This window comes from Nocardia sp. NPDC050408, assembly GCF_044458905.1.
GTDB lineage: Bacteria > Actinomycetota > Actinomycetes > Mycobacteriales > Mycobacteriaceae > Nocardia.
Genome location: NZ_JBITIL010000002.1, coordinates 667539 through 693057, shown reverse-complemented (window position 1 = coordinate 693057; position 25519 = coordinate 667539). Strand labels below are relative to the sequence as shown.

The following is a 25519-nucleotide window of genomic DNA, read 5'->3' as shown; positions in this document are numbered from 1 at the left end:
CACGGAGCCGAGCTTCACCGTCGAACCGCCGAAGAACAGCCGTGAGACCGCTGATCCGATGCCACCAGAGTGGAACAGCGGTATCGCGACCGAGACCACATCGGCGCGTCGGCAGGACAAAGCACTGATGCGTGACAGGCAGAGCGCGTTCAGGTTCGCGTGCGTGATCATCACGCCTGGGGCCGCATAGCTACTCGTTTGCCGATTCTTCGGCCTGAGCGCTCAGCCGGCGGTGGCGGTGAGCAGTTCCGCGAACCGTTGCTGGGCCGCGGCCCGACGAGTGGGTACGTGCTCGGTGGGAATGGCTGTCGTCGGAGGCGTGTAGTTGCGCAGGATCAGCTTGGCGACGCTGTCCCGGTGTACCTCGTCAGGGCCATCGTAGAAGCGCGCCGCGCGCGCCGACCGGTACATCCCTTCCAGAGGCAAGTCGGCGGAGTAGCCGAGTGAGCCGTGTGCCTGGATCGCGCGATCGATGACGTCGTGTAGCACCTTCGCCCCGTAGTACTTGATGTACGCGATCTCCTTGCGGGCGGCCGCGGTACCGTGCTGGTCGATCATCCATGCCGCGTTCAACGTCATCAGGCGCGCGGCCTGGATCTCGGCAGCCGAATCGGCGATCCAGTTGCGGACGGTCTGCTTGTCTGCCAGCACACCATCGTGGAGTTCGCGCGAGGCGGCGCGTTCGCACATCATGTCGAAGGCCCGCTTGGCCTGCCCGATCCACCGCATGCAGTGGTGGATGCGGCCTGGCCCCAGCCGTTTCTGGGCGATGCGGAAGCCGTCACCGATGCCGCCGAGCAGCGCGGTGGCCGGTACCCGGACATTGTCGAACAGCACCTCGGCGTGCGAGGGGTAGTGGTTCGGCTGGATGATCGGATGTTCCATGGTAGCCAGGTCGCGCACGATCCGTACCCCGCACGTGCCGATCGGAACTATGAATTGTGATGCGCGCTGGTGCTTTTCGGCCTCCCGGTCGGTCACGGCGACGACGATGATGAAATCCGCCGTCGAGGCGTTGGAGACGAACCACTTGTGGCCGTTGATGATCCAGTCGTCGCCGTCGCGCAAGGCCGTGGTAGACAGGCGAGTCGGGTCAGAACCCGCGTGGCCGGGCTCGGTCAACGCGAAGGCCGAGTATTTCTCGCCGGCTAGCAGCGGTTCCAGGTACTGTGCCTTCTGTTCAGAAGTGCCTGCGGCGGCGAGGATTTCGCTGTTGCCGGAATCCGGCGCCTGATTGCCGAACACCAGCGGTGCCACCCAGCTGGAGCCGATGATCTCGTGCATCAACCCGAGCTTGACCTGGCCGTAGCCCTGGCCGCCCAGTTCCGGGTCCAGGTGCGCGGCCCACAACTCCTGCTGCCTCACCTGCTCTTGCAGCGGTGCGATGGCACGGCGCAGCTGTGCCCAATCCAGGCTCAGAGTCTCGAGCGGAAGCACTTCGGCGCGGATGAAATCCCGGATCCAGTCCAGTTTCTTCTGGAACTCGGGGTCAGTGGAGAAATCCCATGCCATATCGGTCCTCGATTCGTGAATACGATCAGTTGTGGTCGATCAGGTGGTGTGCTCGGGTGAACAGGGCCGCCGCATTGGTGTGCAGCCGTTGCCCCACATCGACGGAGGCGAGCCCGGCGCACGACCGCGCATGGGTGCCCTCCAGAATGATTCCGAGTTTGAAACAGGCCAGCACGGCGTACCAGTCTGCGGCCGACACATCGAGGCCCGTGCGTTCGCCGTAACGTCGTATGAGTTCCGACGCGGGCGGCAGTCCGCCTGCGCCCGTGAGTGCAGAGCCGATGATGTCGATCGGCTGATCCGGCTCCGGCCAAGTCGCCAGCAGCCAGCCCAGATCCAGCATCGGATCGCCGATCGTGCACATCTCCCAGTCCACAATCGCCGCCACATGCGGCCCATCGGGCGCGAACATGATATTGGCGAGGTGGTAGTCGCCGTGCATGATCCCGATCGGGCCGCTGGACGGCCGGTTGCGAGTAAGCCACTCGGCCACCGACTCGACGGGCAGGCCGTGTCCGTCGTAATTGTCCAGCTGTGCATAGGACTCGAGTTCGCGCAGCCAGCGCGGTACCTGACGTTCGAGAAAGCCCTCGGGGTGCCCGAAATCGGCCAGCCCCACCGCCTTGTAGTCGACCGCACTCAGCGTGGCCAGCGCGTCGACGGCCGCGAGTCCCATCCGATAGCGAACGCCCGCGTCCGAGGCGTGCAGTACGGGCAACTCGACCGCTGCGTTGAAACCGGCCAGCGGCTCCATGAGGTAGAACACCGACTCGCCCAGCACTGATTCGTCGAGGCACCCGGCGATCAGCCGGGCATGTGGCACGACGGTGTCGGCCAACGCCGCCAGCAGCCGCATCTCCCGGCGCAGGTTGTCATTGGTCGTCGCGCGCGGATGTAGCGGGCCTCGGCGCAGTACGAATTCCCGTGCGCTGCGGGTGAATCGCAGCATGATGTTCTGAGTGCCGCCCCCGATGGCGCGTATGTCGGTCAATGGCCCGCGCCCAAGGCCATTGGCATCCATCCAGCCGGCGAGTGCGGACAACTCGACCCCGGGAATCCCGAAGCTCGCGGTCGCGCAGACGCTGCTCATCGGACCCCGCCGTCGAGCCGAAGTACGGCACCTGTGCAGAACGATGCCTTTTCGCTTGCGAGATACAATGCCGCTCCAATGATCTCGTCAGGCTTTCCACAGCGGCGCAGCGCCGCCTGGCTGTCGAACTGCACCCGCATTTCGTCGGTCCACGCCTGGGAGATGTCGGTGAGGAAGGGCCCGCACTGGATCGCGTTGACTCGGACGCCGGTCGGCCCGAACGTCTGTGCCAAGCCTTCGGTGAGGTTGTTCAGCGCGGCTTTGGCGGCCGCGTAAGGAATCGCATTGGGATCCGGGCGTATCGCCTCGATCGAGGAGATGTTGACGATCGAGCCACCGCCCCTCTCCGCCATCCGTGCACCGATAACCGATGCCAACCGGAAGGGACCTTTCAGGTTCACGCCGATCACCTTGTCGAAGTACGCCTCGGTGACCTGATCGACTGACGGGTACAGCGGCGACAGTCCGGCGTTGTTCACCAGCACATCGACCCGACCGAATTCCTGGTACACGCTGTCGATCAGGGTGTCACACTGTGCCCAGTCACTGACATTGCACGCCACGGCCAGTGCCCGGCGCCCATGCAGCGCTTCGACGGCTTTCGCCACCACCTCGCAGTCGGCGAGCTTTCGACTCGTCACCACAACGCGGGCGCCCTCGGCGCCGAAGGCCTTGGCCATCTCTTGGCCCAACCCTCGACTGCCTCCGGTGATGACAACTACCTTGCCATCGAATTCCATTGTGACCTCGTTGATTTCGTCTAACTAGCGTCCGGGCCGGCACGGTTCCGGCGTCAGGATCGTCATCGGTTCGGCGTCCCGGTAGGGAACCCTTCCTGTCTGGCGTCCTGCCGCGTTTCCAGTTATTAAACTGAGCGCCCACTATATTATAGCCGGAGAAGTTCATTGTCGAGGCGTCCATCGTCGCGACTATTTCGACATCGGGCAGTTCGACCACCGTCCCCGGGGCGGTCGCGGCCATGAAGGATATCTACATGGCCGAGGACATCGACAAGAGGCAACTGGCGGTGAAAGCGTTCGAAATCGACTACGGCGCAAAATATCCCAAAGCCGTCGCGAAGATCGTCGACGACCTCGATGTGCTGCTCGAGTTCTACCGATACCCGGCTGAGCACTGGATCCATCTGCGCACCACAAACCCCATCGAATCGACCTTCGCGTCCGTTCGTCTTCGGACCAAGGTCACCAAGGGGCCGGGCTCGCGGGCGGCGGGAATCGCTATGGCCTACAAGCTGATCGATTCCGCCCAAACCCGCTGGCGCAAGGTCAACGCACCCGAACTCGTCGCCCTCGTCCGTGCCGGCGCGCTCTTCCACAAGGGCAAGCTGCTCGAACGCCCCCGCGACATCACACCAGCGTCGACAGCCGACGCGGCCGACACCACCGGAACGGAGGTCGCCTGAAACTCACCGAATCCACAGGGTTTGACAATTCCTCATCAGCACGCGCCATGCTGGCGTAGGTGCAGAGACTGAGGGTCGCAGCCTTTGGCGCCGAGGCCGAGATGGAGCGCCAAGCCCAGGACTTCGCCCGCGACGTCTCCGCAGTTCCTGCGGACACACCACCACTCCTGGTGGAGTCCCTTGAACTCGACTCGCAAGCCTCCAACATCCCCGATTCGGAGCCCCCTGACGCCCAAACAACCGGCCCGGAACGCTTGCGCATCATCCAGGTCGCGCCCCAGGTGGCGGCGGTAGGCAGGATTCCGGCGGCTGAGTTCCTAGAATTCCAAGCGAGTCGGAGGTCGGAGTGCGTTGAAAGACTTCTCGTATAGCGGTTCCTCGGTCCTGCGGACGATCGAGTCCGAGCCGGCGGAGACCATGATTCGCATCGCGCACGACCTGAAACGGCTAGTGGGAAGCATCGGTGGGGGAGAGTTGTGGCCAGGCACTCCCTACTCTCTCGAGAAAACGTGGACCGAACTCCTTCGGCTTCGGAACAGAGCCGCCATGGGTGGCGCGAGCGTTGCCGCAGCACACTCGTACAACGTCGGCGCTCGGGATTGGGCACGCCGATACGCCGAGTTCCTCGAGGCGGCGGTTGAGGCGTTTGAGCAGATACCACGCAATGCGTCCGTCGATATGATTGCAGATGCCTCGACGGACGCGCTGACCTGATCGGTGCGGGACGACGACGCTGAGTTCCGTTGATCTCGCCTGTCATGCGACCGGCGTGTGAGCGTCGACCAGGGACGGTCGAGCGTTCCGCATAAAGCCCCCTTCTGATCGGCGTAGCGAGCGGGACCGCCGTATCCCAGATTGTGAAGGCCGCAACCGACTTCCCCAGAGCCGGAACGACTTCCGTGATATGACTGTCCATGATTCCCCTGGCCGACGTGTCGGTTTCTCAGGATTCTCTCAGCTGAACCCGAATTGAACCCCCACAGAGTTCCCCACCTGCGGTTATGCACTGATTCGGCTCGAAGCTGTCACCTGATCCTTTCTGCATAACCGCAGGTAGAACGGGTGACGTGACGTAGTGTCTGTGTCCGGAGGGGGAACTGACCCATATCCCCAACCTTGTGTACGCTGCTGACCTGCAGCTTCTTTGAACACGGTGGACCGTAGGCAGAGGGGAGCAGCACAACTGATCCCGCGACCGGGCAGGGCGACCGTCTCGTTGAGAACTGTGGCCCGCGAATGGGAATGAATCCGCCCGGTGAATTGCCCCGGTGGGTCGGGAGATATCACCCACGCTGCCCTGGGCGCTGTAGGGCGGCCTGCACGGCGGCGCGGGCTGCGGACTCGTGCTCGACGCTGTACCCGCGCATGGCGCAGTTGGACGCCGCCAGCTGAGGCACTTGCTCAGCGAAAGTTATTTTGCCGCAATCGGAGTTGTCGCAAAATAATCTGCGGAACTGCAACCTGATCATGACCTCCCGGCCGGTGATCGAGGTATCCGACAACCGCCGCTGATACCGGCTGTGGACACGCCCTGACAGCGTCGCGCATTCGGGGCAGCCAACGGGATCGCCGCCGGTGGCGGCCTCGATCCGCACTGTTGAGCCCGCCGCGCGGATCAGCTCGATTCGCAGACCATCCAGATGCGGAAACAGGATCCCCATCAGTTCAAGATCAGAACACCCGCGACATCTTGAACTATCAACCGCCCCATCGCATCCCGAACGGGTCAATCACGAAGTCTGTGCCAGATCCAGTCTCCAGGCGGAAGCGACAGCAGCGAGAAACGCGACACAAAACCGCGGCAACCTGCGGCCTGATTCGCCACCGTCGTAGCCCCTTCGCCGGTCGCCAATCAACCTAGTCAACTCTCGGAACCCTACTGATCGGTCCGATTTTGGGTCTGTCCGATCGCGGAGACACGTAGACCGACCGTGTTCCGTGTTCCATGTCGGATTGGCTGTCTGATGGCGTGGGCGTGGAGGTTGACGGGGCGTCAGGCTTCCAGTCGAGTTGGCAGGCAGAACTGGTCGAGTGCCTCGAACATGACGGTCTGGAAGCGGCATCTGGATTGCGCAAGGTGGCCGTGAACGCGCCACGCTGCGGCAGTGTGCCTGAGTTCATAGTGAATCAGATGAGTGATGCGAGCCATACCTTCGGTACCAAGCCGGGGGTACTCCTGTACCCCGAGCGGGCTAACAAAGGCTCATTTCGTTGCGGTGTAACGCAGCCTGGCGGAAGTATCGCGTTACCGATTGACTCGTCGACTTGACAATTTGTCCTTGTTGCGGGCGGCTGTGAGCTATCGAGAAGGTTTTCTTCATCGGCTGGCTCCGGCGCGATCGGACGACTGTGGCATCGGAAGGCGCACTGTCGCAGATATCGAAGACATTATGAAATGGACGGTCATGAGCGAGCTTCTTGCATTCTTTTCACAAGAGTGGTGTCATGCGGCACTCGATGCGGTGAACAGCAACCCGACGATCTACGCTGGCCTGCACGAACCGGCCACGTTCACGAACTACATGCATTTCGGTACGCCGAGCCGACCGGGCTTCGCTGTGCATCTGGAATGGTGCGAAGGAAGGGTCGTCTCGTGGGCTCCTGCACGTTTCCCGGAAGATGACCTGTGGGCGATGCTCAATGCAGAGGTCGACACCTGGCGTGTGTGTGCCGAGCAAGGTGAATCCGGTTCGAAGTTGCTGATGGCGGGAAAGATCAAGCTTGCGAAGGGGCCGATGAATGCGGCTATTCAGAACGCTAAGGCCTTGGATGAGTTCCTCCGCACGTGGGGTCGGGTTCCTACCGACTGGAATGTTTGACGATCGTCGCGGCTGCGGCATTGCCGTCCGGTAGTCCCGCAGCTGTTATCGGAGGAGAAAAATTGACCAGCACAGAGAACTTGAAATACTCCGTCAATCTGTATGACGGCGACGACAGCAACGGCGTGGCCAGTATTGTCGGCACATTGCTTGAGCAGAATTTCCATAACATGCCCCAGCGTATACCCACCGCATGCCGGATGCGTCACGCCGTGGCGATTTACAGCACGGACACCGACACGTCGTGCTCCATCATGTTTGGTGCATTCCGAGCTACCGTTTACAACGGAATAGTCGGCAAACCGCGTGTCACAGTGTTCGCCACCGTCGACCAGATTCTCGATGTCTCTCAGCTTCGAATGTTGGCAGGTGGGCTGCTTCCCGTAGGCTTTTTCACCAAGCGGGGCATTACGGTCTTGAAGCAGATCCTCGCCCACCGCTTGGTGGTCAAGGGGCTGATCACCCACCCGTTCACGACTCTGCGGTTGCTCGCATTGGTTTCGGTGATCGAATCATGACCGAGCTATCCGTTACAGCCGAGCGGGCCGTCAGTAGGCCCGGACGCCTCATAGCACTTCGCGCAAGCGTCGCGCTGGCTGCCGTCCTGCTCACTGCCTTCTATTTGGCACCGCGGGTCATCAATCTCATCGCGATGCCCAGCAGGCTTGATCGAGCCGTAGTCTCCGCCGACAACTATAACCCGGCCTTGACGCGCGTCGTCGAGCACGAAAAGGTGACAGTCGACGCATTCGGTGCCTTGGACCGGATGAGCAAGTCAGTCGCTGACGTCAAACAGTCTGATGCCTCCGTCGCCAAAGAGCTGGAAACCCTTGTGGGTCAGCTACGAACCGAGATCCGCGCCGCGCTCCAGAATTCCGCAGGCGAAGTCGATTCCCTCGTCGGATCACTAAACGAACTGGCTGATCGGGTCGATTCGCTGAGCGCTCCTGTCGCTGACGCATACGGCGGGGTCGCAAAGAACAGCGCGACACTCGGAGCCGTACTGACTGACGTTCAACATACCGCTGCACGCGTGCACGCGACGAGTATGTCTGCTGGAGCCGCAGCCAACGATTTGTCGGGAAGGTGAGCGCTGTGTACTTCTTCGGACGCCCCGGTGGGCCGGCGCGCGCTGCTTTCAGCCTTGTCGCGGTGGGTGTGCTGGCGGTGTTGCTGTTTGTACTGTTCGGCCTCAACCACCGCCTCGACAATCAGTACAACGCCAACCGCCAAACCTTGCACAACTCGGTGGCAGTTGTCCAGGTCAATGACAAGCTTACTAGTCAGCTCGAGCAGCTGACCGATATCACGGCGTCGGCGAAAGGGGCGCTCCAAGCGACCTCGGCGTTGACACCGGTTCTCGACAAACTCGAGGCGGCTATCAGACCGGCTGCGGACCTGTTGTCCTCCGCGGCTAGCAACACTCAGCTGTCCAACCAGCAACTCACCTCGATTTCGTCGATCCTTGTGCAGGTCCACGACACCGTGCTGCCTCTTGCTGCAGCGACTGAGCACTTCGGAGACCAAGGCAAACAGCTTCTCATCACCGTGCAGGCACTGGTGTCCGACCTTCAGAACGCGGTCACAGCCGCGCGGACGATCAACCAAATGCTGCCCCTTCCCGGGTGAATCTCCAGTGCATCAACCATCAACAGGATCAAGAAGATGAGCATCAGACAGAAAAGCCTCGCGACGGTGCCGACCTTGCGACAGCGCGCCCGCAGTCAAATGCGCATCGATGTGCCGGCCTCAGCCTTTCCTAACCGACGGCTCCGCCACGTCGAGATAGCTCCGCAGGGTGGGTTCGCCCGAATAGCACGAGCATTGGGCTGGGTTTCAGCGATCATGGCCGCAGCGCTTCTCGTTTTGGTTGTGACAGCCATTCACAAGGGGCGCGAAGTGCGCGACAGTGCGACAGACATCGTCAATAACCTGCATACAGTCAATGACTACTTCGACAAGCGAGCAGACTTTACCGCGCCGCAGAGGGCGCATGCGGAGCTGGCGGAGCTGGCGAGCGTTCTGGGTGACTTGGATCGCGCTACGGCTCAAAACGCTGATCGCGTTGCCGTAATGCTGCCCGACGCGAAAAATCTGGTCGCAGCCGGTAGCGGTGACGTGGACATCGCGCACCAGCTTCGAGACATCACCGGTGCGCTGGCTGGGGCCGCGCAACAGATCAACGCTACCGCCGGCTCGGCGGATGCGACGGTCGCGCAGATCGATACCGACCTAGGCAGGGCAATCGATCTGGTCGACCAGCTCAATGCTGAATTGAAGCGGACAACTGACAAGCTTGCGCCCCTGCCTGCGCAGGGTGCGTTGATTCCTGCGCCAGGAGGCCAGCGATGATCATCAAAGGACGAGCTCTGGCCGGCGTCTTCACTCTCGCCGGGATTGCCCCCGCTGTCGTCTTGTGTGTGGCGAATGGATTCGTGCCGGGGTGGAGCGATATAAGTGACCCGCTAGGGCGACCATCGCAGCTCAGCCAGGACGTCATCCACTCCGCAGACCAGCTCGACCAGATCACTGCACGTCTGGTTCCCAAGCATTCAGAGCTATCCCAGCGCGCACAGGTGTTGAATTCGTTGTCGATCAATCTCGCAGGTCTCACCGACGCTGCAGGCCATCTTCCTGGCGATGCCAGCCGACTCAACGCAACTACGACCGGGCTCGCCGGAGCCGCCACCCCATTGCCCGGCCTGGTGGGCAAGGTCAACGGCCGTGTCCAGCAAGCCATTCCACAGGTCAATGCCCTATCCGGCGGCGTTGCAACTCTCGCCGACCGGCTCGATGCGCTGAACAACAGCATGTCGACAGTTCAATCCAGCCTGAGCGGATTGGGCCCGAAGTCATCTTCGATTGCTTCGACGCTGGCGACAATCGAGGAAGAGTCCGCGCATGTCAGAGAATTTGGTCCGCTGCTGGCAGTTGTCGGACCACCAGTCAACGAGTTGGGCATCCCACCGTTGGGGTTTGAGGCTCCACCGCTACCTGGATTGCCGAAATGACGCCGCGCAAGGCGCAATCGAACTCCGACAGAAAGTGGTGCTCTGATGTTTCGGCTATCGTGGGCCGTCGCGCTCGCATTCACGATCGCGGCGCTGACTGGGATCCTCATTCTCACTCGCGACCTGCACGCGACCCGCGATGTCTTTGCACGCGGTGTGGGTGAGGGTCAGAAGATTGAACTGACCACCGACAAAGCGCTTGAGGGCGCTGCGCAACTACCCGCAGCGGTTGACTCGGTCACTCAGGGGCTGCCCGCCGTGGTTGGTGTGTCGCAGTCGATGGTCCGGGCCGACAACTCGTTGGCGGCCATGGCGACGAACCTTAATACACTCGCAGCCGCACTCGGGTCGGCTGATGGACCGCTGGGTGTGGTTGTAGCCTCCAGTACCTCCACCAGCAATGCGGCAACGTCTGCGGTGCCGTCCGTGGAGCACATCGCTGCCACGCTCACAGCAACCGACGCAAAGGCGAAACAACTCAGTGCGCTCCTCGATCAGACTCAAGTCCTTGGCTCTACCATCGACTCCAAACTGCGCGTAGCGTTGTTGCTGCCGAAGGTCGGCAAGTGACCGGTGGCGCCGCTTGGGGGTGCAGGCAGATGGTCGGGAAGGCGTCAGGGGGCGCGTCCGATCATCGGAGGAGGTACTGACCTATGCCGATTGAGCTGGCAATTCCCGAAACATCGCCGAACTCACTCAGCGAGGTCGACCGCCGGATAGATGCCGGGATCCTCGAGGCGGACCTGAAGGCCGCTTTGAACGAGGCGGCCGAACACCTCGAGCTCCCGGTCTGGAGCCGACCAGCTAACGACAGAGCACCCACCGAGCTTTTGGAGTACGTCGAATTCGTCGTTACTCAACTTCTCGAACGGCTCAAGTCGGTTTCCCTCGGACCTGCCGCTCTGAGCGAGACCGGCCAATTGGCAGTCAGACTCCAGCGCATTAACGCTGACATACAACTTGCCGCGGTCGAGGCACAGATCAGGGTACTGTCCACGCCCCACCGGATGGCAGAGCTGTTCTCGACCGACCTACCGCCGGCCGAGCTGCTCCAGCGTGCGGTCGCCGTTTCGTGTATGGCGACCGGGCTCAGCCGCTCGATGGTGTTTCGTGTCTCAGGCGGCTATCTACACGTCGCCGGAACGCATTTCGTCGGTCACGACGAGTGGGCGGCTGATTGTCATCTGTCTATCGTCGACACGCCGGCCGACCTGAGCCCAGGACTCCTCGAGACGGAGATGCTCCGCCGCAAGTTACCGGCGCTCATGACCGACACACTGCATGATCCGAATGCCTTCAAACCGATCGTCGAACGGATCCGTACGCCTGGTTACGTGGCTGTTCCAATCGTGGTGATGGGCGAAGTGGTGGCCACGCTACACCTCGACGCATACTTCAACGAACGTCAAGTCGATGGCGTTGACCGTGATGTGGCATCGACGTTCGCCGAATCGCTCGCCTGGGCGTTGGAAAGATCAATCGCGATCGACCAACTGCGTCGGCAGCGCTCAGCACTGCGAGATCTTGTCGACCGGGTTGACGATGGAATTGAAATTGCTACCGGAGCGCCGACGCTCTTCACGCACCGAACAGGCACGGTACCCAGCGTTGGTGCCACTCCCGACGGCATCGAGCTACCGAATCGGCTCATTTCAAGCCTAAGCCGGCGCGAAGTAGAGGTTCTGCAACTTATGACGAGCGGCGCCACCAATGCAGAGATCGCTCAGAGACTTGTCCTTGCAGAAGGAACTGTGAAGACGCACGTTAAGCGGATCTTACGAAAGTTACGTGCATCGAATCGTGGGCAAGCCGCCGCCATTTATCTACGATACTCGATCGCCCGGCCCTAGCTGGAAGCATTTGAGTCTCGCGGATCAGGGACGATGAACGCCCCAATGCTGCGCTAGGATGCGACCGTGTCTTCCTTGTCGAGTGAAGCTCGTGTGCGAGCAATGACTTTGCGGGCGAATGCTAGGTGAACGGCACCTGTGGGGCCGATCACCTAGCGCGAACAAAGGATCCGGGTTGTTTAATGTCCGTGGAACTCTCCTGCACGCTTTTCGACTACCGCTGAGATTGCCTCATTGACGTCGTAAGACGGCAGTGTGGCCGCATTCCAGGTTGCCACGTAGCCCAGCCCCCTCGTTACGGCGTCACGTTCGGCCACATCCAAAACATGTTTGATGCCCTGAACAGCCAGGGGGGGATTGCTGGCAATTCGTTTGGCTACTCGATAGGCGTGATCGAGCAGGTCATTGTGATCGGAAAGTACGAGGTTGACGAGACCTAACCTGCTAGCGCGATCCGCAGTCACATCGTCACCTGTCATTGCGAGCTCGCGTGTGTGTCCCTGCCCAATCAATTGCGGCAGGCGTTGAAGAGAGCCCAGATCGGCGACGATGCCGACCTTCACCTCCCTGACGCTGAAGTTTGCGTCAGCTGACGCGAACCGCATATCGGCGCCGGCTACGAGATCGACCGCCGCTCCAATGCACCATCCGTGGACGGCGGCGATGACGGGTTTGGGGCATTCTGCCAGTGTGGAGGCCGCTCGCTGGGCGATTGTGATGTTGCGATGAAAAGCCAGACGGTCTGCGGCTAGTCCGCCATCCTGAAATGCACGCCCAAACATCGACGTCATCATATTGAGGTCTATCCCGTATGAGAAGTGTGGACCGGCTGCAGTGAGGATGATTGCACGTACCCGGTCGTCGTTGGTGAGCTGTTCGAAAAGAAGGGGCAATTCGTGCCAGAAAGTTGGTCCTAGAAGGTTTCCTCGCCTTTCGGTGCTCATGATAACCGTGGCGACGTGGTCACTGACCTCGACGATGAACGACTTCCAGTCGCTGCGGATATCTACCCCAGTCACTCGACGCTCCTATGTAGTCTTCCTGTACTAGCCGAAAGCAATATGACACCGACGTCTTCGACTTGAATGGGTATCTTTTCCGTGTTACCTCTTATGATGACTTGATTCGCTCGGAGTGGGTAGATGCCTTCCATCGAAAGTCGCCTCTCTCGGGGTTCGGACGCGGCCCCGTAGGCGATTGCCGTGGGTGATAATGCACTGAATTCGAGTACCTACATCGGGGTAATCCAGTGCTCCAAATGGGTGAAGAGCCGAATAGGCTCTTGACTGCGGGCCACTATTCATTTGAGCATGGGCCTATCGGTTCGAGTGGCGCATGACACATCAGCTGATAGTTCTGATACGAAGCATCGCATCCGGTTCTGCGGGCAGCCGCAAGAGTTCAAATTCTGAAGGAGTTCGACCAGTGACGCTCAACTTGGACGACAGGACTCAATACCGCGACCACTGCGTCGACCAGTTCGTAGGACGTCATCTGCCGAAGGTCTCGCCCAGCGAGTATGACTCCGCGGTTATTGCCGGGAATGGCATCGGAGCGCAGGTTTTCGCTGCACAACTGGCCAAGCATCCGCAGTTCGCGGGAAAGGTGACGATTGTCGCTCCTCCATTGGTTGAAAGTAGGCGGCTGATCAATGGCGTGAGTCTTCGCGGACTTGCCGCCGACTTCATCTCCTATGCCCTTGGGATTGATCACTCGACCCTTCTCGAAGTGATTGCCGGCCGAGGGAATACTCCAGTGGCCTATCGCCAGACTGCTTCGATGGCGGTGAGGGGGAGAGATGGGGTCAGGTTCACTCATCGCGCCACATGGCACGGAAGCCGTGGTAACGGTCGTTCAGAGCCGGTCATCTACGGGGTGCGAAACAGTCGCCTCGTTGGCGGCATTCGCGAGCTCCTGACCGACAGTTCCGTCAGGTTCATCGACGAGAAGGTCAGTTCCCGCGACCATTTGCGCGGCTTCGCAGCTGGTGACAAGCCGTTGCTGGTCAACGCAACGACCATCCCGAGCCTTCTCGGTACCACGGTGGGCAAACCGAAACAGTTGGTGCTGGCTGTTCAGGCACCTTTGATGCCGTCCTCGCTGAAGGAGCCGGCGGAGGCGGCCACCGCTTTTGCACCACTGATCCGCCGTGAAGGCATAATCGACGTCGGCTACATCACGCCGTTCAGCGACCCGGAGTCACCTCGCTCCACGTGGTACGGCATCATCGCCCGCGTCGTCGATGCGGATTCCGGGTTCGACAAGGAACGTGAACACCGGATCATGGTCGAGGAGCTTGAAGGTGTGGCTGCCGGGATGGGGCTCACCATGGACGATCCTGAGGAGACCCTCGCCAAGGCCCTCGTGCCTGCGTCACCGTGGGGCAAGATTCCGCCCTCGCAGCCGGGCACACTGGACCTTAAGCGGATGTATTCGGGCGGTGCACCATGCTATTACGCCGACGGCATGGTTTCCTCGGCTATCGGCGGTGTCGTTGGGGCTCAGGCAATTGTTACCGGAAACGATCCCGATACTGCGATCAGGAATGCGCTGCGGCCGTACCGTTGGCACAACTTCCTGTGGTGGATCGAGACCACCAAAATCCCGCTTCTGGCCGACATGCTAATGCGCGTGAGTGTTCGAACCGCGATGGCTTACCCGCATTCAGCCGGCCTGCGACTTTGGCGTTCAGCAGCGTAGTCGTGTGTGACCGGGATGGTAGTCCAATGTGACCGTGGCGGCGCCGTGGCGGAGAACGCCGCTGAACGACGGGGTGGCAATCGCCTCTTAGATTCGTTGGCAGAGTTCGACTCTACGTCGGACTCGACAAAACTGAGGTTGGGCGACCTGCATGTGCGGATTTGGCTGGGCGGCTTCGTGTTTGACTATGTTGCCAGCGCCGTGGCGGTGCACCATCTGGTCGGCGATTGCAGTCGGAAACGTTGGTTTGCAATCGAACTACCTCTAGAAAACGAGGACATGTATACGCTGCCGCGTCTACCGAACGAACGGTTGTACTTCGGACCGTGAATCTGTGGATTCCACGACCGACTGTTTTCATGAGGTTTGCTCGAATTTATGTCCAACTACAGACGCCGAGAGTGTCGCCCCGAAGCTTCTGCGGCCAAGAGCTTATCGGCTGGCGCACGTTACATCGGCAGTCAGCGGCGTGGTTGCCGGCAGAGATTGATTACGCTTTATAGCGAAGTGCAAGGAAAGGTCCATGACCGCAATCGATGAAGATCTGTTCAAGGCAGGTATGCGGCGACTTGCCGCAGGAGTCAGTATTATCTCCGCCCGCAGCGCCACGGGGCCTGTAGGCATCACCGCAACGGCAGTCACGTCGCTGACTGCCGCGCCACCAAGTCTGCTGTGCTGCGTTAACAAAAACCTGCTTCTGGCCGGTGCGATTCAGGACAGTGGAAGCTTCTGTCTGAATATGCTGCGGCAGGAGCAACACTCCCTTGCCCGTCGATTCGCTGGAATGGATGGTGCTCGTGGAATGGACAAATTCTCCCAGGGAAGCTGGGTCGAGTTGTCCGGAGGTGTGCCCGCGTTGGGGGACAGCCTCGTGTCTTTCAACTGCAGGCTAGATCGCGTCACCGAGCACGGGACCCACTGTGTCGTCATCGGACTCATTGACGAGGTGCGCCTGGGGTTTCCGGGAAGCCCGCTTCTCTATTGCGATGCGGAATTCTCCACCCTTGCTCCTCTGTCGGGAGTATGAGCGATGAATGATCCACAAACAATGTGCCATGGAGCCGACCTGTGACTGTCAAGCCATTCACAAATAGCCACACCGTTTCTTCGAGTGGTTTCCAGTCTCTTGACCCGCGTACAGGCGAGCTTATTGAAGAATTTCCCGTGCACAACGTTTCTGCTGTCCATGGCACGGTATGCAGCGCGCGCGAGGCATTCGGCTGGTGGAGCGGCTTGGGGTTCCGAGGCCGCGAGAAGCGCCTGAAGAAGTGGCGGCGGCTTATCCTCGAGCGATTCGACGAACTCGCTAGCGTCGTCTCGCAGGAGACGGGCAAGCCTATGGCTGATGCCCGGATCGAGGTCGTCCTCGGCATCGACCATCTCCACTGGGCGGCCAAGAACGCCAAGCGTGTCCTGGGGCGCCGTCATGTAGCTCCTGGAATGCTGATGTCCAATCACGTCGCCAGCGTGGAGTATCAGCCGCTCGGTGTCGTAGGTGTGATCGGGCCCTGGAACTATCCGGTCTTCACACCCATGGGTTCCATCGCATACGCCCTGGCCGCGGGCAACGCGGTGGTATTCAAGCCAAGCGAATACACCACAGCAGTTGGGCACTGGCTGGTGACCACGTTCAACGAAGCCCTCGGTCCCGAGGCGCAGCTTTTCTCGCCACTCCACATCATCACAGGGACCGGTGAAACTGGCGCGGCGTTGTGCCGAGCGGGCGTCGACAAAATCGCCTTCACAGGGTCGAATCGCACGGGCAAGGAGGTAATGAGGGCTTGTGCGGATTCGCTGACCCCTGTGCTGATGGAGTGCGGCGGCAAGGATGCGATGCTGGTGGATCGCGACGCCAAATTGGCGGCAGCAGCGGATGCGGCGGTCTGGGGCTCCCTTGCCAACGCAGGACAGACGTGTGTCGGGGTGGAGCGCGTCTACGTGGTCGAGCAGGTAGCTGAGCGTTTCATCGATCTCGTATCGAAACAGGCGTCTGTCCTACGCGTCGGTGGCGAGCCGGTTTCCGATCTGGGGCCGATCACGATGCCCTCACAAGTCGAGGTCATTCGAAGCCACATCGACGATGCAATCACTCACGGCGGCCGCGTAATCGTCGGCGGCAGGGAATCTGTGCGCGCACCGTACGTCGAGCCGGTGGTCCTGGTCGACGTACCAGAGGACTCGATTGCCGTCACCGAAGAAACTTTCGGCCCACTGATCATCATCAATCGCGTCAAGTCCATGGAGGATGCTGTCATCAGGGCGAATGCAAATGATTACCGGCTCGGTGCCACTGTGTTCTCGCGGCGAAGCGGGGCGAAAGTGGCTCGAGCGCTCAACGTCGGCATGGTCGGGGTCAACTCGATCCTTCCCTACGTGGCGATGCCGAGTTTGCCCTTCGGCGGAGTCGGCAGTGCAGGGTTCGGACGAATCCACGGTGCCGACGGGCTGCGTGAGTTCACGCGGGCGAAGTCTATTGCGCGTAGAGTTCTCCCAGCAACGTTGAGGCCGACTTCGTTCAGCCGTCCGAAGTGGACCGTTCGAGCACTGGTGGCACTGACAAAGCTGCTTTACCGCTGGTGATGCTGCGGGTGTGTCCGGGAAGCAACATCCGCCTTTCCGGACACACCGGTGACGAGGTCTAGAAAATCTCGGTAGTGGGTCGAGGATGCCAGACTCCGACTTCCCCCGGACGAGCCGTTTCGAACACGGATTGCAACTCTGACGATCGACTCATCGATGTCGGCGACAAACTGCGAAAGCCCCCGTGGGACACAGGTCTGCAGAGCGCCTTCCAGCAGCGACTCTGCTTCTCGCTCTTGCCCCTCGTGCTCGAAACATAAAGTTCGCAATAGATCTGCTTCCAGCGCTGCTCGTGGACGCGAACTCCGATCGATCGCGGTTCGCAGAATCGCAGCTTCAGCGGATGCCGGGCCCGTTTCGCCCCTGGCGAGGAGTTCACGGATCCTCACCTCTCGTCTCAATTCGTCGACTATCGTCGATGCATCCGACGGTGCTGATGATGTGCCGTTGAATAATCCGGACAGTTTTTGATCGGTGCCGAAACCGCATTTGAATCGGTCGCGAGCAAGTCTTGCTCCGAGGCGCGGTAGGCGAAGGGCAAGTGCGATCTCGGCTCCTTCATCCAGCAGTCGGCGGGCTCCGTCGGCATCGCCGCGACCTACGAGCAGTAGCGCGCCCGTGCCATAGGTCGCACACTTGAAGTCCACCAAACCCCCCTCGGCGCCTAGCTCGCGGCTTCGAGCGAGAAGCTCCTCGGCCCGATCGATGTCGCCAACTTGGTAGAGCAAATCTCCCAACAGAGCACCTGCCAATCGGACGGCGTATGAGTCGGCGCCGTCGATGCCTTGCTGGGCGAGCAACACGGCGTTACGGAAGTATTCTTCGGCCGCATCGAGGTCGAGCTGCTCCCAGGCTGCGATGCCTGCCAGGCATGTTCCGTACACGACGCTGAACGGTGCAGATGTTTGCTCGTGATAGGGCGCAGCCCATTCCTGCCAACGGCGAGCCTGGTCGAAGTCGAACTCGGCTATGGCGGCAAACGTCGCAACGTTGGATGCCGCCGACGTGACAAGGGGGGATTGCTGTTCGGGGTGTTTCAAGCATTGAGCGACCAGCGCACCAACACGCTCGACCCGATCCGAGAAGCAGTCCGCGACAGCTTGCACGACCGAAATCTCGACCTGTAAGGGACTCGTCTCATCTTGCATGCTGGCGGGACCGGCCCGTAGCTGGGCACAGGCGAGAGTCAGCGCGCGTGACACTTGTTGTGGTCGATGGTGGAGCAGCGTGTGCGCCCACGCGATATGGACTTGCAGCTCGGGCAGGGTCGCCGCGAGGTCGGTGGGCAGTCTGCCGACGAGCGCTAACAGAGTGGCCATCCGCGACTGCTCGATCAGCTCACGGCCGCGGCTCTCGATCAGTTCGGCCGCAAACACCGGCTCGTCGGCCGCAAGCGCGTGCTCGACGGCATCGTTGAGGAAGCCGTTGCGGCTGAACCAGTCGGCAGCGGATCTGTGCAACATCTTGTAGCGCTCGGGCGCGATTCGGCGCAGCCGCTGCCGAAGAAACTCGCTGAACAGGTGGTGGTATCGGTACCACTCGGGATCTTCCTCGGTGCGGCGCAAGAAAAGATCTCGAGTACGGATCTCCTCGAGCAACTGGGCACCAGTGGTTACACCGGACAGCTCCGACGCGAGCTCACCGCAGGTCCGCGTCGTCAATGACGTGACGAGCATGAAATCTAATACCGAGGGCTCAAGGGTGTTCAGTACGTTCTCGGTAAGATATTCGGCAACTTCTTGATGATTGTCGATCTGGTGAATGACCGTATCCGGTTGGCCACACGATTGTATCGCGAGCAGGGCGAGCTGCAGCGCCGCAGGCCACCCATCGGTCGAATTGTGCAACGTTTCGACTTCCGCCGCAGACAGGTCGATCTGTGGAGACCTCAACAAAAACAACCCGGATTCTGACGCATCGAACCGCAGTGCGGACGAATCGATCTCAACAAGTTCGTCGCGGACTCGCATGCTCGCCAGCGGCAGACCCTTCCGGCTGCGGCTTGTGATGACTACCTGCAGGTGGTCGCAACCCTTGCTGAGCAGGAAAACCATGGCCTCCGTCGTTTCGGCACTGGATATCCAGTGCCAGTCGTCAACGATCAGCACAGTTCGCTTCGCATGCTCATGGACCGCAGCGAGCAACTGCGTCAGTACCGTGCGGATTCCGCGGCGCCCCTGGCTGGCGAGTTCCTCGCTGAAGATTCGCGGCAAGTCCGGACGAACGCGGCGCAGCGACTGGAGCAAGTGGTCGAGAAACCAGACTGGATTGTCGTCGTCACTGTCCAGGCTGAGCCAGGCTGCCGGCACACCGTCCCGCGCGAGGCACGCTTGCCATTGCGCCGCGAGTGTGCTTTTTCCGAACCCTGCAGGGCCGTGTATCAAGATCAGTCGACGACGTCCGCCAGCATAAAGACGATCGAGCAAGCGGCGCCGAATAACCGTCGCGCCGGAGATCGGTATGGGTTGATACTTGGCCGGAATCGTTGGAGGCGCTGTAGCGAGGTGATCGCGTTCCGCCCGCCCATTCGTGGTGATAGTTGCCGTCCTGTCAGCGAACGGTGCAGATCCAGGAACTAACAACGGGTCGACTTCCATGCCCGTCTCTAGCTCAAGCTGCTGTAATAGCCGACCCAACGCTGACGCCGACGCTGGACGATTCGAGGGATCCAATTGCATCGCCAGCTCAATGGTGGCTGCTACTCGCTCGCTCGCACCAAGGAGACTACGGCCGGAGATCGGCTGGTCGGTGACCCGAATGAATTGAGCGAAGAGTTCCTCGCCGGCACGCCGCTCGGCGACGGCATGTCCAGTCAGCATGCAGAACAATACGGCGCCAAGACTGTACACGTCTGCTGCGGGCGTCGCGGCCTGGCCACCGAGTACTTCAGGAGCATTGAAGGCAGGCGAGCCCAGCACGATTCCAGTGCGTGTCAGCAGTTCACCTTCGCGCCTAGCGATACCGAAATCGGCGAGAATGGGCTCTCCGAATTGGCTTAACAAGATATTGGAAGGTTTGACATCACGGTGGAGGACCCCATTACTGTGGGCGAATTCAAGCGCTGCGGACAACTTGACACCGAACCGCAAGATCTGTGAGAGCGAACACGGCCCGCAACTACGGATCAATTGGTCGAGCGATCCTTGCTCGTAGTGTGGCATCACGAGAAATGGCCGACCTGCGGCCGTTACGCCGACACGATGGATCGCGATTATATTCGGATGGCCCGACAGGCGCCCCATGGTCTCCTGCTCGTGCGCAAACCTTTTGAGGCCGCCTTCGGACGCGCTCGGATCGAGAAGCACTTTCACGGCTACCACCCGACCAAGAGAGTGCTCGATGCATCGATACACCGAACCGAACCCGCCTGCTCCGATCTGCACCGCCTCGTGCAGACCAGCGCCGAGAAGGTCTGTAGTTACATCGGGAACGCTCATCTCATCTCGATCCGGGCGTCCAGCACGCCTCTTCCATGATAGGACGGATTTACAGAGAGGTCACTGACAGGGACGCTGCGGGACGTCTCTGGTGCTAGCCAAGAGCGGAGTCGGGACCAAACCGTGAGCCGTCCGATCAGCGGTGTATCCGGTAGCTGCCGAGGGCGCGGCATTCCCTGCCTGTCTGTCTGCACCTTCCGGCGATGGTCAGAAAGAGCTCGCGCTTCATCGATCTGCCCTGACGGCGAAGCGGATACCTATATCGAGGGACATTCATCGGTGAAAGGAGTGATCTCCGCTGGATCGAGATGCGGTCCCTATGGCATTCCCGCACACTGCCAAAGTAAGCCGTTGAACCGAAAGGAAGTCGGAGGTTGGCTGAGGACCTGGTGCGCAGCGCGAGGCTGCGCGCACACGGCAAATTTTCTGATAACCCCGGAGGCGCGCCGCGGCCCGAGAATCATCAGATTTTGGACAACACCTGTCGAACTCAGTGAATCAGCATAATTTCCTATGCGCGAGTCGTGAAACGCTTGGAATATTTGGCAGAGCAGGTATAGATAGGCGAGCCTGCTTTAAGAGTAAAAGGTGACATTGGATGCGGCGATATTCGATACTGTCGTGGCTACGATAAGGAAGTCGGTGCTGGAACGTGAGTAGAGGAGAATATGAGTAACCTGGCCCGCTTTCTCGGGCGTTCATGTAGCGCAAATCCACGCGGTACGGCGGTTAGGCTGGACGAGGCCGAACTTAGTTATCTCGAACTGGAAGAGCAGTCTTCGCGGGTAGCTGGCTGGCTTCGTGAAAGCGGCATCGCTACCGGTGACCGAGTTGCACTGCTCGTGCCGAATGTTCTGGCCTTCCCGATTCTGTACTACGGGATTCTCCGTACCGGCGCTGTAGTAGTGCCGATGAATCCTCTCCTCAAGTCGCGAGAAGTGGCATATCACCTCGCCGACTCTGGGGCAAAGGTGGTGTTCGCCTGGCGCAGCGCTCTTCCGGAAGTTGCTGCCGCGGCAGCAGAAGTCGGCATCGCGGCAGTGGCCATCGATGAGAGCACGCTCGCTGAGATAGCGACCTGGTCGAGCTCGCCCGAGATCGAGGCAAGCCACGATGACGACCCTGCGGTCATCCTCTACACATCGGGTACAACGGGCACGCCGAAGGGCGCGCAACTCACCCATGCGAACTTGCGGAAGAACGCTGAAGTCACGGCCGCGGCGATTCTCGGCCTCACATCCGAGGATGTGATCATGGGATGCCTTCCGTTGTTTCATTCATTCGGGCAGACATGTGGTCTAAACGCCGCAATCAGCGTAGGGGCATGTTTAACCCTCGTGCCGCGATTTGATCCGAATATTGTTCTCAAGGCCATAGAGCGTGACAGTGTCACAGTGTTCGAGGGAGTTCCCACTATGTACGTGGGGATGCTGAGCGCTGGGGCGGGGGTTGCCGATACTTCATCGCTGCGAATCTGCGTGTCCGGCGGTGCTGCTATGCCGGTGGGCGTCTTGCGGGGGTTTACCGAGACCTTCGGAGTGCAGGTTGTGGAGGGGTACGGGTTGTCGGAGACGTCCCCCGTAGCAACATTCAACCGCTTGGAAAGGCAGAAGCCGGGATCGATCGGATACGGAATCGATGGCGTCGATATTGCGATACTTGACGTCAACGACAACCCGGTACCTCATGGCTCTGTCGGAGAACTCGTAATCCGTGGGCACAACGTCATGTTGGGTTATTGGGAGCGCCCGAAGGAAACCGCTCAAGTAATGCGCGGTGGGTGGTTCCATAGCGGAGATCTCGCCAGACAAGACGAGGATGGATACTTTTACATCGTTGACCGGAAAAAGGACATGATTATTCGTGGTGGATACAATATATATCCCCGTGAGATTGAAGAAGTGTTCTACGAGCATCCAGACGTTCTCGAAGCGGCAGTCATCGGTTATCCGCACTCGGTCCACGGAGAGGAAATCGCTGCGGCCGTGGCCTTGAGGCCGGGGGCGTCGGTATCTGTTGAATCCCTGCGCGACTTTGTCAAGGATCGGGTGGCCGCTTATAAATACCCGAGGACAGTTTGGCTTGTCGATTCTCTGCCGAAGGGGCCTTCCGGAAAGATCCTCAAACGTCAGCTAGTTGTACCGAAAGTGGGCGGAGAGTAACGCGCTAGCGCGAGAAAGTCGCATATATTCCGGCCGACGATTGTTGCAGACCTTCACCGAGTGAGCGCTGTGGCAATGTCATCAGGAGGTGGTCTCGACCGGGAACACCCAACAACCCGCGCCCTCCGACATAACTGACGCCACCGGGCACCGGAAGTAATTTCCGTGCAAATGCCCGAATCTGAAGCGCTCCTTCCTTTCAAGGAGTGCCGACCCCAACCGAAGGAATATCATGGCTCTGCCACCATCCATTTCCAACCGCTTAGCTCTGCCTGTTCTGGGCTCGCCATTATTCATTTGTTCCGGTCCCGAATTGGTAATGGCGCAATGTCAGGCGGGGGTCATCGGCTCCTTCCCTGCCCTGAATGCCCGGCCTGCGTCAATGTTGTCCGATTGGCTCGACCGTATCGTAGACGGGAACTCGGCCTACCAGAGCGGCCACCCAGACGCGATTGTTGCCCCCTACGCCGTCAACCAGATCGTGCACCGCTCCAATGATCGACTCGACCAAGACATGCAGGTGATCGTTGACCACAAGGTTCCAATTGTCATCACTTCGTTGGGCGCTCGACCGGAGATCAATGATGCTGTGCACTCGTACGGCGGAATTGTGTTGCACGATGTGATCAGCAACGAGTTCGCCCACAAGGCGATAGACAAGGGTGCCGACGGCATCATCGCTGTCGCTGCGGGTGCCGGCGGCCACGCTGGCACCCAATCTCCATTTGCGCTGGTGCAGGAGATTCGAGCGTGGTTCGACGGCCCGGTCCTGTTGTCGGGTGCGATCGCGCACGGCAGGTCAATCTTGGCCGCCCTTGCCGCCGGCGCGGATCTGGCGTATATCGGTTCCGCGTTCATTTCCACAGCTGAGGCGAATGCGAATCCTGACTACAAGAAAATGATCGTCGAATCGGCTGCCAAGGACATCGTCTACAGCAATCTGTTTACGGGTGTCCACGGCAATTATCTGCGCTCTAGCATCGTGGCGGCGGGTTTGGATCCGGATAACCTGCCCGAGTCGGACCCCTCGGCGATGGACTTCGGGTCCGGCGGGAATATGAAGATCAAAGCATGGAAGGATATCTGGGGTGCTGGTCAGGGAATTGGCGCCATTGGCGAGAATCTGACAGTTGCTGAATTGGTTGCGAATTTTAAGTCACAATACGACGAGGCTCTTGACTCACTGAAAAGAAAGTCACTGGTTGGAACCCTTGTCTAGCATCATAAGACGCCAGGCCTGGTATGGCAAAGAGTGCAATCGTGTGGGTTCCGGAAAGAATGAACAATCGCTCGACGAATTTGCGATGTTACTCAGTTTGTCGGCGTAACCGGTGCCTATCGGATTGGAAGAAGCGTCAGTCTGCGGCGCTTGTATGGAAGCCTCCCTGGGCGGTGCTGCTTCTGGTTCGTCGGCTGTGTGATCATGTCAAACAGAGTAAAGTTTCCCGCCCGCTGCGTGATCTGGCACGTAAGGGCCGACAAACGACCGCATTCGGGACCGTCTATGAAAGGTGGCGGCGACGGATGACGACGTGCCCAGGAAGGCTGTTCGTGTCACTGTGTTGGGCACACGCCGCGCGTTACAAAAGTGAAGTGCTGCAACAGCGCGGATCGGTCCGAGGTGAGAAATCTCGGTGGTCAGACCCAAAGGACGCAATTTTCGTGGCGTCATGTCAATCCCCTCGAAGTGTGGAGGGTCTTTATGCGGCCTCGTCGCGTGACAGGGCTGCTGCGGCCTCCGCTCGGACGGTAGCCATGTGGGTCTCATAGTCGATCGGCGATCTCCCGCCGCATAGCGAGTGGCGGCGGGCCGCGTTGTAGAACCCGGTGACCCAGGTGACGATCTTCAGCCGGGCCTCGGCGCGGGTGCGAAACCGGTGCCGGTGGACGAACTCGACCTTCAGGGTGGAGTTCAACGCCTCGGCAGGGCTGTTGTCCAGGGCACGATCCGACCCGGCCCATCGATTGCACGACGCCCAGCGCACGAGCGAGCCGGTTGAACGCCGCAGCGGTGTATTCGCTGCCCCTGTCGGAGTGGAAGATCACTCCATCGACGTCTCCGCCGCGGGTTGTTGCCGCCATTCGCAGTGCGGCACAGGTCAATTCAGCATCATGATGGGTGCTGGTGGCATACCCGAGCAGCCGGCCGGAGAACCGTTCTTCCACTGACGCCAGATACAGTTTTCCCTCCTCGGTCGGTATTTCGGTTACATCGCCGCACCACACGTCCGGGGCGACCGCGGTGAACTGGCGGCGCACCAGATCCGGCGCCACGGGCCGCTTCCCGGGCCTGGTGGACCCGCGTCTGTGTTTGACTTTTCGTGCAGCCCAGTTGTTTTCGGCCATGATCGCCGCGACGGTGTTGTCGGACACCTGCCAACCGTTCTCGCGCAGCTCGTCGCCGATGCGCGGGCTGCCGTAGGTGTTACCGGAGGCTTCGAAGATCACCCGGATCGCCTCGCTCAGCTGCTCGCGCCGCTGCTGCCGCGGCGTCGGTGGCCGGTCGTGCCACTTGTAGAACCACGACCCGGACACATCCAGGGCGCGGCAGCAAACGGCTTGTGGCACACCGTGTTCGGTCCTCTGGGAAGCGATGAACCGGGCCACGCTCACTTGGTCGCGTCCTTCACCCACAGGACCACCGATCGCTTGAGCACATCGCGCTCCATCGCCAGCTCGGCGGTCTCACGCCGCAACCGCAGCAGCTCCTCACGCTCGGACTCACTCAACCGGTCACCGGCCGCACCGTCACGCTGCTGCCGGTCCCGCGCCATCCAGGTCGTCAGCGTGCCCTCGTTGATCCCCAGCTCGCGGGCGACCTGCGCGACCGGGCGGCCCGTCTCCCGCACGATCCGGACCGCTCCCTCACGGAAATCCGCATCGAACTTGCGTCTCTTCTCCGCCATCTGGCCTTTCCTCTATGGTCCGGCCTCCA

The 25519-nt window shown here is 60.4% G+C and carries 22 protein-coding genes and 2 pseudogenes; 15 read left to right on the top strand and 9 right to left on the bottom strand.

Going from position 1 to position 25519, the window contains the following annotated elements; all coding sequences use genetic code 11:
• Positions 1-222: 222 nt before the first annotated feature.
• Genes ACIBJI_RS08000 through ACIBJI_RS07990 form a run of 3 tightly spaced genes read right to left on the bottom strand, consistent with a single transcriptional unit; the run spans position 223 to position 3342 of the window.
• The gene (locus ACIBJI_RS08000; RefSeq protein WP_364342110.1) at positions 223-1512 is read right to left on the bottom strand and encodes an acyl-CoA dehydrogenase family protein; all 1290 of its coding nucleotides are present in this window, start codon (positions 1510-1512) and stop codon (positions 223-225) included.
• A 25-nt stretch (positions 1513-1537) separates the two neighbouring features.
• Positions 1538-2602 carry a phosphotransferase family protein gene (locus ACIBJI_RS07995; RefSeq protein WP_364342107.1) on the bottom strand — a complete coding sequence of 355 codons (1065 nt, stop codon included), beginning with the start codon at positions 2600-2602 and terminating at the stop codon, positions 1538-1540.
• The gene (locus ACIBJI_RS07990; protein ID WP_364342104.1) at positions 2599-3342 is read right to left on the bottom strand and encodes an SDR family oxidoreductase; all 744 of its coding nucleotides are present in this window, start codon (positions 3340-3342) and stop codon (positions 2599-2601) included. Before ACIBJI_RS07990 ends, ACIBJI_RS07995 begins: the two co-directional genes overlap by 4 nt.
• 161 nt (positions 3343-3503) lie before the next feature.
• On the opposite strand from ACIBJI_RS07990, the pseudogene ACIBJI_RS07985 reads away from it, so the two are divergent.
• Positions 3504-4025 (top strand): annotated as a pseudogene (locus tag ACIBJI_RS07985) (transposase); the annotation flags it as partial.
• A gap of 1283 nt (positions 4026-5308) precedes the next feature.
• Here the strand turns inward: ACIBJI_RS07985 and ACIBJI_RS07980 are convergent.
• Positions 5309-5686 (bottom strand): transposase family protein, encoded by a 378-nt coding sequence (locus tag ACIBJI_RS07980; protein ID WP_397083474.1) that lies wholly within the window; start codon positions 5684-5686, stop codon positions 5309-5311.
• 729 nt (positions 5687-6415) lie between these two features.
• Between ACIBJI_RS07980 and ACIBJI_RS07975 the strand changes: the two genes are divergently transcribed.
• From ACIBJI_RS07975 to ACIBJI_RS07940, 8 genes are all read left to right on the top strand, one after another.
• A complete protein-coding gene (locus tag ACIBJI_RS07975) occupies positions 6416-6844 on the top strand; it encodes a hypothetical protein (protein ID WP_397083472.1) in 429 nt (142 codons plus the stop codon).
• Positions 6845-6906: 62 nt separating this feature from the next.
• Positions 6907-7362, top strand: a complete 456-nt coding sequence (locus tag ACIBJI_RS07970) for a hypothetical protein (protein ID WP_397083470.1) — start codon at positions 6907-6909, stop codon at positions 7360-7362.
• Positions 7359-7934, top strand: coding sequence for a hypothetical protein (locus tag ACIBJI_RS07965; protein ID WP_397083468.1), 576 nt, complete (start codon positions 7359-7361; stop codon positions 7932-7934). Before ACIBJI_RS07970 ends, ACIBJI_RS07965 begins: the two co-directional genes overlap by 4 nt.
• A gap of 5 nt (positions 7935-7939) precedes the next feature.
• Positions 7940-8473, top strand: a complete 534-nt coding sequence (locus tag ACIBJI_RS07960) for a hypothetical protein (protein ID WP_397083466.1) — start codon at positions 7940-7942, stop codon at positions 8471-8473.
• 36 nt (positions 8474-8509) lie between these two features.
• Positions 8510-9196: a hypothetical protein gene (locus tag ACIBJI_RS07955; RefSeq protein WP_397083464.1), complete on the top strand. Its 687-nt coding sequence runs from the start codon at positions 8510-8512 to the stop codon at positions 9194-9196.
• The gene (locus tag ACIBJI_RS07950) at positions 9193-9855 is read left to right on the top strand and encodes a hypothetical protein (protein ID WP_397083462.1); all 663 of its coding nucleotides are present in this window, start codon (positions 9193-9195) and stop codon (positions 9853-9855) included. Before ACIBJI_RS07955 ends, ACIBJI_RS07950 begins: the two co-directional genes overlap by 4 nt.
• A gap of 45 nt (positions 9856-9900) precedes the next feature.
• Entirely contained in the window at positions 9901-10425 is a 525-nt protein-coding gene (locus tag ACIBJI_RS07945) for a hypothetical protein (RefSeq protein WP_397083460.1), read from the top strand.
• Between the two features lie 83 nt (positions 10426-10508).
• Complete coding sequence (locus tag ACIBJI_RS07940; protein WP_397083458.1) at positions 10509-11705, top strand: LuxR C-terminal-related transcriptional regulator; 1197 nt, start codon at positions 10509-10511, stop codon at positions 11703-11705.
• 179 nt (positions 11706-11884) lie between these two features.
• Here the strand turns inward: ACIBJI_RS07940 and ACIBJI_RS07935 are convergent, their stop codons facing one another.
• Positions 11885-12724, bottom strand: a complete 840-nt coding sequence (locus ACIBJI_RS07935) for a crotonase/enoyl-CoA hydratase family protein (RefSeq protein ID WP_397083456.1) — start codon at positions 12722-12724, stop codon at positions 11885-11887.
• Positions 12725-13130: 406 nt separating this feature from the next.
• Here ACIBJI_RS07935 and ACIBJI_RS07930 point away from each other — a divergent pair, with 406 nt between their 5' ends.
• The 4 genes from ACIBJI_RS07930 to ACIBJI_RS07915 all read left to right on the top strand — a co-directional run bounded on the left by ACIBJI_RS07930 (position 13131) and on the right by ACIBJI_RS07915 (position 16985).
• The gene (locus ACIBJI_RS07930; protein ID WP_397083454.1) at positions 13131-14405 is read left to right on the top strand and encodes a hypothetical protein; all 1275 of its coding nucleotides are present in this window, start codon (positions 13131-13133) and stop codon (positions 14403-14405) included.
• 45 nt (positions 14406-14450) lie between these two features.
• Positions 14451-14735: a hypothetical protein gene (locus ACIBJI_RS07925; RefSeq protein WP_397083452.1), complete on the top strand. Its 285-nt coding sequence runs from the start codon at positions 14451-14453 to the stop codon at positions 14733-14735.
• 193 nt (positions 14736-14928) lie between these two features.
• Positions 14929-15432: a flavin reductase family protein gene (locus ACIBJI_RS07920; RefSeq protein WP_397083450.1), complete on the top strand. Its 504-nt coding sequence runs from the start codon at positions 14929-14931 to the stop codon at positions 15430-15432.
• A gap of 41 nt (positions 15433-15473) precedes the next feature.
• Positions 15474-16985 (top strand): aldehyde dehydrogenase family protein, encoded by a 1512-nt coding sequence (locus ACIBJI_RS07915; RefSeq protein WP_397083448.1) that lies wholly within the window; start codon positions 15474-15476, stop codon positions 16983-16985.
• On the opposite strand, the gene ACIBJI_RS07910 is transcribed toward ACIBJI_RS07915, so the two are convergent.
• A complete protein-coding gene (locus ACIBJI_RS07910) occupies positions 16973-20422 on the bottom strand; it encodes a protein kinase (RefSeq protein WP_397083446.1) in 3450 nt (1149 codons plus the stop codon). The genes ACIBJI_RS07915 and ACIBJI_RS07910 overlap by 13 nt on opposite strands.
• Before the next feature lie 668 nt (positions 20423-21090).
• On the opposite strand from ACIBJI_RS07910, the gene ACIBJI_RS07905 reads away from it, so the two are divergent.
• The gene (locus tag ACIBJI_RS07905; RefSeq protein ID WP_397083444.1) at positions 21091-22584 is read left to right on the top strand and encodes a long-chain fatty acid--CoA ligase; all 1494 of its coding nucleotides are present in this window, start codon (positions 21091-21093) and stop codon (positions 22582-22584) included.
• A gap of 232 nt (positions 22585-22816) precedes the next feature.
• Positions 22817-23803 carry an NAD(P)H-dependent flavin oxidoreductase gene (locus tag ACIBJI_RS07900; protein ID WP_397083442.1) on the top strand — a complete coding sequence of 329 codons (987 nt, stop codon included), beginning with the start codon at positions 22817-22819 and terminating at the stop codon, positions 23801-23803.
• 481 nt (positions 23804-24284) lie between these two features.
• Here ACIBJI_RS07900 and ACIBJI_RS07895 read toward each other — a convergent pair whose 3' ends face one another.
• From ACIBJI_RS07895 to ACIBJI_RS07885, 3 genes and pseudogenes are all read right to left on the bottom strand, one after another.
• The gene (locus tag ACIBJI_RS07895; RefSeq protein WP_397083440.1) at positions 24285-24569 is read right to left on the bottom strand and encodes an integrase core domain-containing protein; all 285 of its coding nucleotides are present in this window, start codon (positions 24567-24569) and stop codon (positions 24285-24287) included.
• Between the two features lie 13 nt (positions 24570-24582).
• Positions 24583-25152: pseudogene (locus ACIBJI_RS07890) on the bottom strand (IS3 family transposase); the annotation flags it as partial.
• Between the two features lie 41 nt (positions 25153-25193).
• On the bottom strand, positions 25194-25490 hold the full coding sequence (locus ACIBJI_RS07885) for a transposase (protein WP_397083438.1): 297 nt from the start codon (positions 25488-25490) through the stop codon (positions 25194-25196).
• Positions 25491-25519: the final 29 nt, after the last annotated feature.

Coding starts and splice junctions, on each gene's coding strand:
- ACIBJI_RS08000 (WP_364342110.1), bottom strand. CDS start 1,512: ATGGCATGGGATTTCTCCACTGACCCCGAGTTCCAGAAGAAACTGGAC.
- ACIBJI_RS07995 (WP_364342107.1), bottom strand. CDS start 2,602: ATGAGCAGCGTCTGCGCGACCGCGAGCTTCGGGATTCCCGGGGTCGAG.
- ACIBJI_RS07990 (WP_364342104.1), bottom strand. CDS start 3,342: ATGGAATTCGATGGCAAGGTAGTTGTCATCACCGGAGGCAGTCGAGGG.
- ACIBJI_RS07980 (WP_397083474.1), bottom strand. CDS start 5,686: ATGGGGATCCTGTTTCCGCATCTGGATGGTCTGCGAATCGAGCTGATC.
- ACIBJI_RS07975 (WP_397083472.1), top strand. CDS start 6,416: ATGAAATGGACGGTCATGAGCGAGCTTCTTGCATTCTTTTCACAAGAG.
- ACIBJI_RS07965 (WP_397083468.1), top strand. CDS start 7,359: ATGACCGAGCTATCCGTTACAGCCGAGCGGGCCGTCAGTAGGCCCGGA.
- ACIBJI_RS07955 (WP_397083464.1), top strand. CDS start 8,510: ATGAGCATCAGACAGAAAAGCCTCGCGACGGTGCCGACCTTGCGACAG.
- ACIBJI_RS07950 (WP_397083462.1), top strand. CDS start 9,193: ATGATCATCAAAGGACGAGCTCTGGCCGGCGTCTTCACTCTCGCCGGG.
- ACIBJI_RS07945 (WP_397083460.1), top strand. CDS start 9,901: ATGTTTCGGCTATCGTGGGCCGTCGCGCTCGCATTCACGATCGCGGCG.
- ACIBJI_RS07940 (WP_397083458.1), top strand. CDS start 10,509: ATGCCGATTGAGCTGGCAATTCCCGAAACATCGCCGAACTCACTCAGC.
- ACIBJI_RS07920 (WP_397083450.1), top strand. CDS start 14,929: ATGACCGCAATCGATGAAGATCTGTTCAAGGCAGGTATGCGGCGACTT.
- ACIBJI_RS07910 (WP_397083446.1), bottom strand. CDS start 20,422: ATGAGCGTTCCCGATGTAACTACAGACCTTCTCGGCGCTGGTCTGCAC.
- ACIBJI_RS07905 (WP_397083444.1), top strand. CDS start 21,091: ATGAGTAACCTGGCCCGCTTTCTCGGGCGTTCATGTAGCGCAAATCCA.
- ACIBJI_RS07900 (WP_397083442.1), top strand. CDS start 22,817: ATGGCTCTGCCACCATCCATTTCCAACCGCTTAGCTCTGCCTGTTCTG.
- ACIBJI_RS07885 (WP_397083438.1), bottom strand. CDS start 25,490: ATGGCGGAGAAGAGACGCAAGTTCGATGCGGATTTCCGTGAGGGAGCG.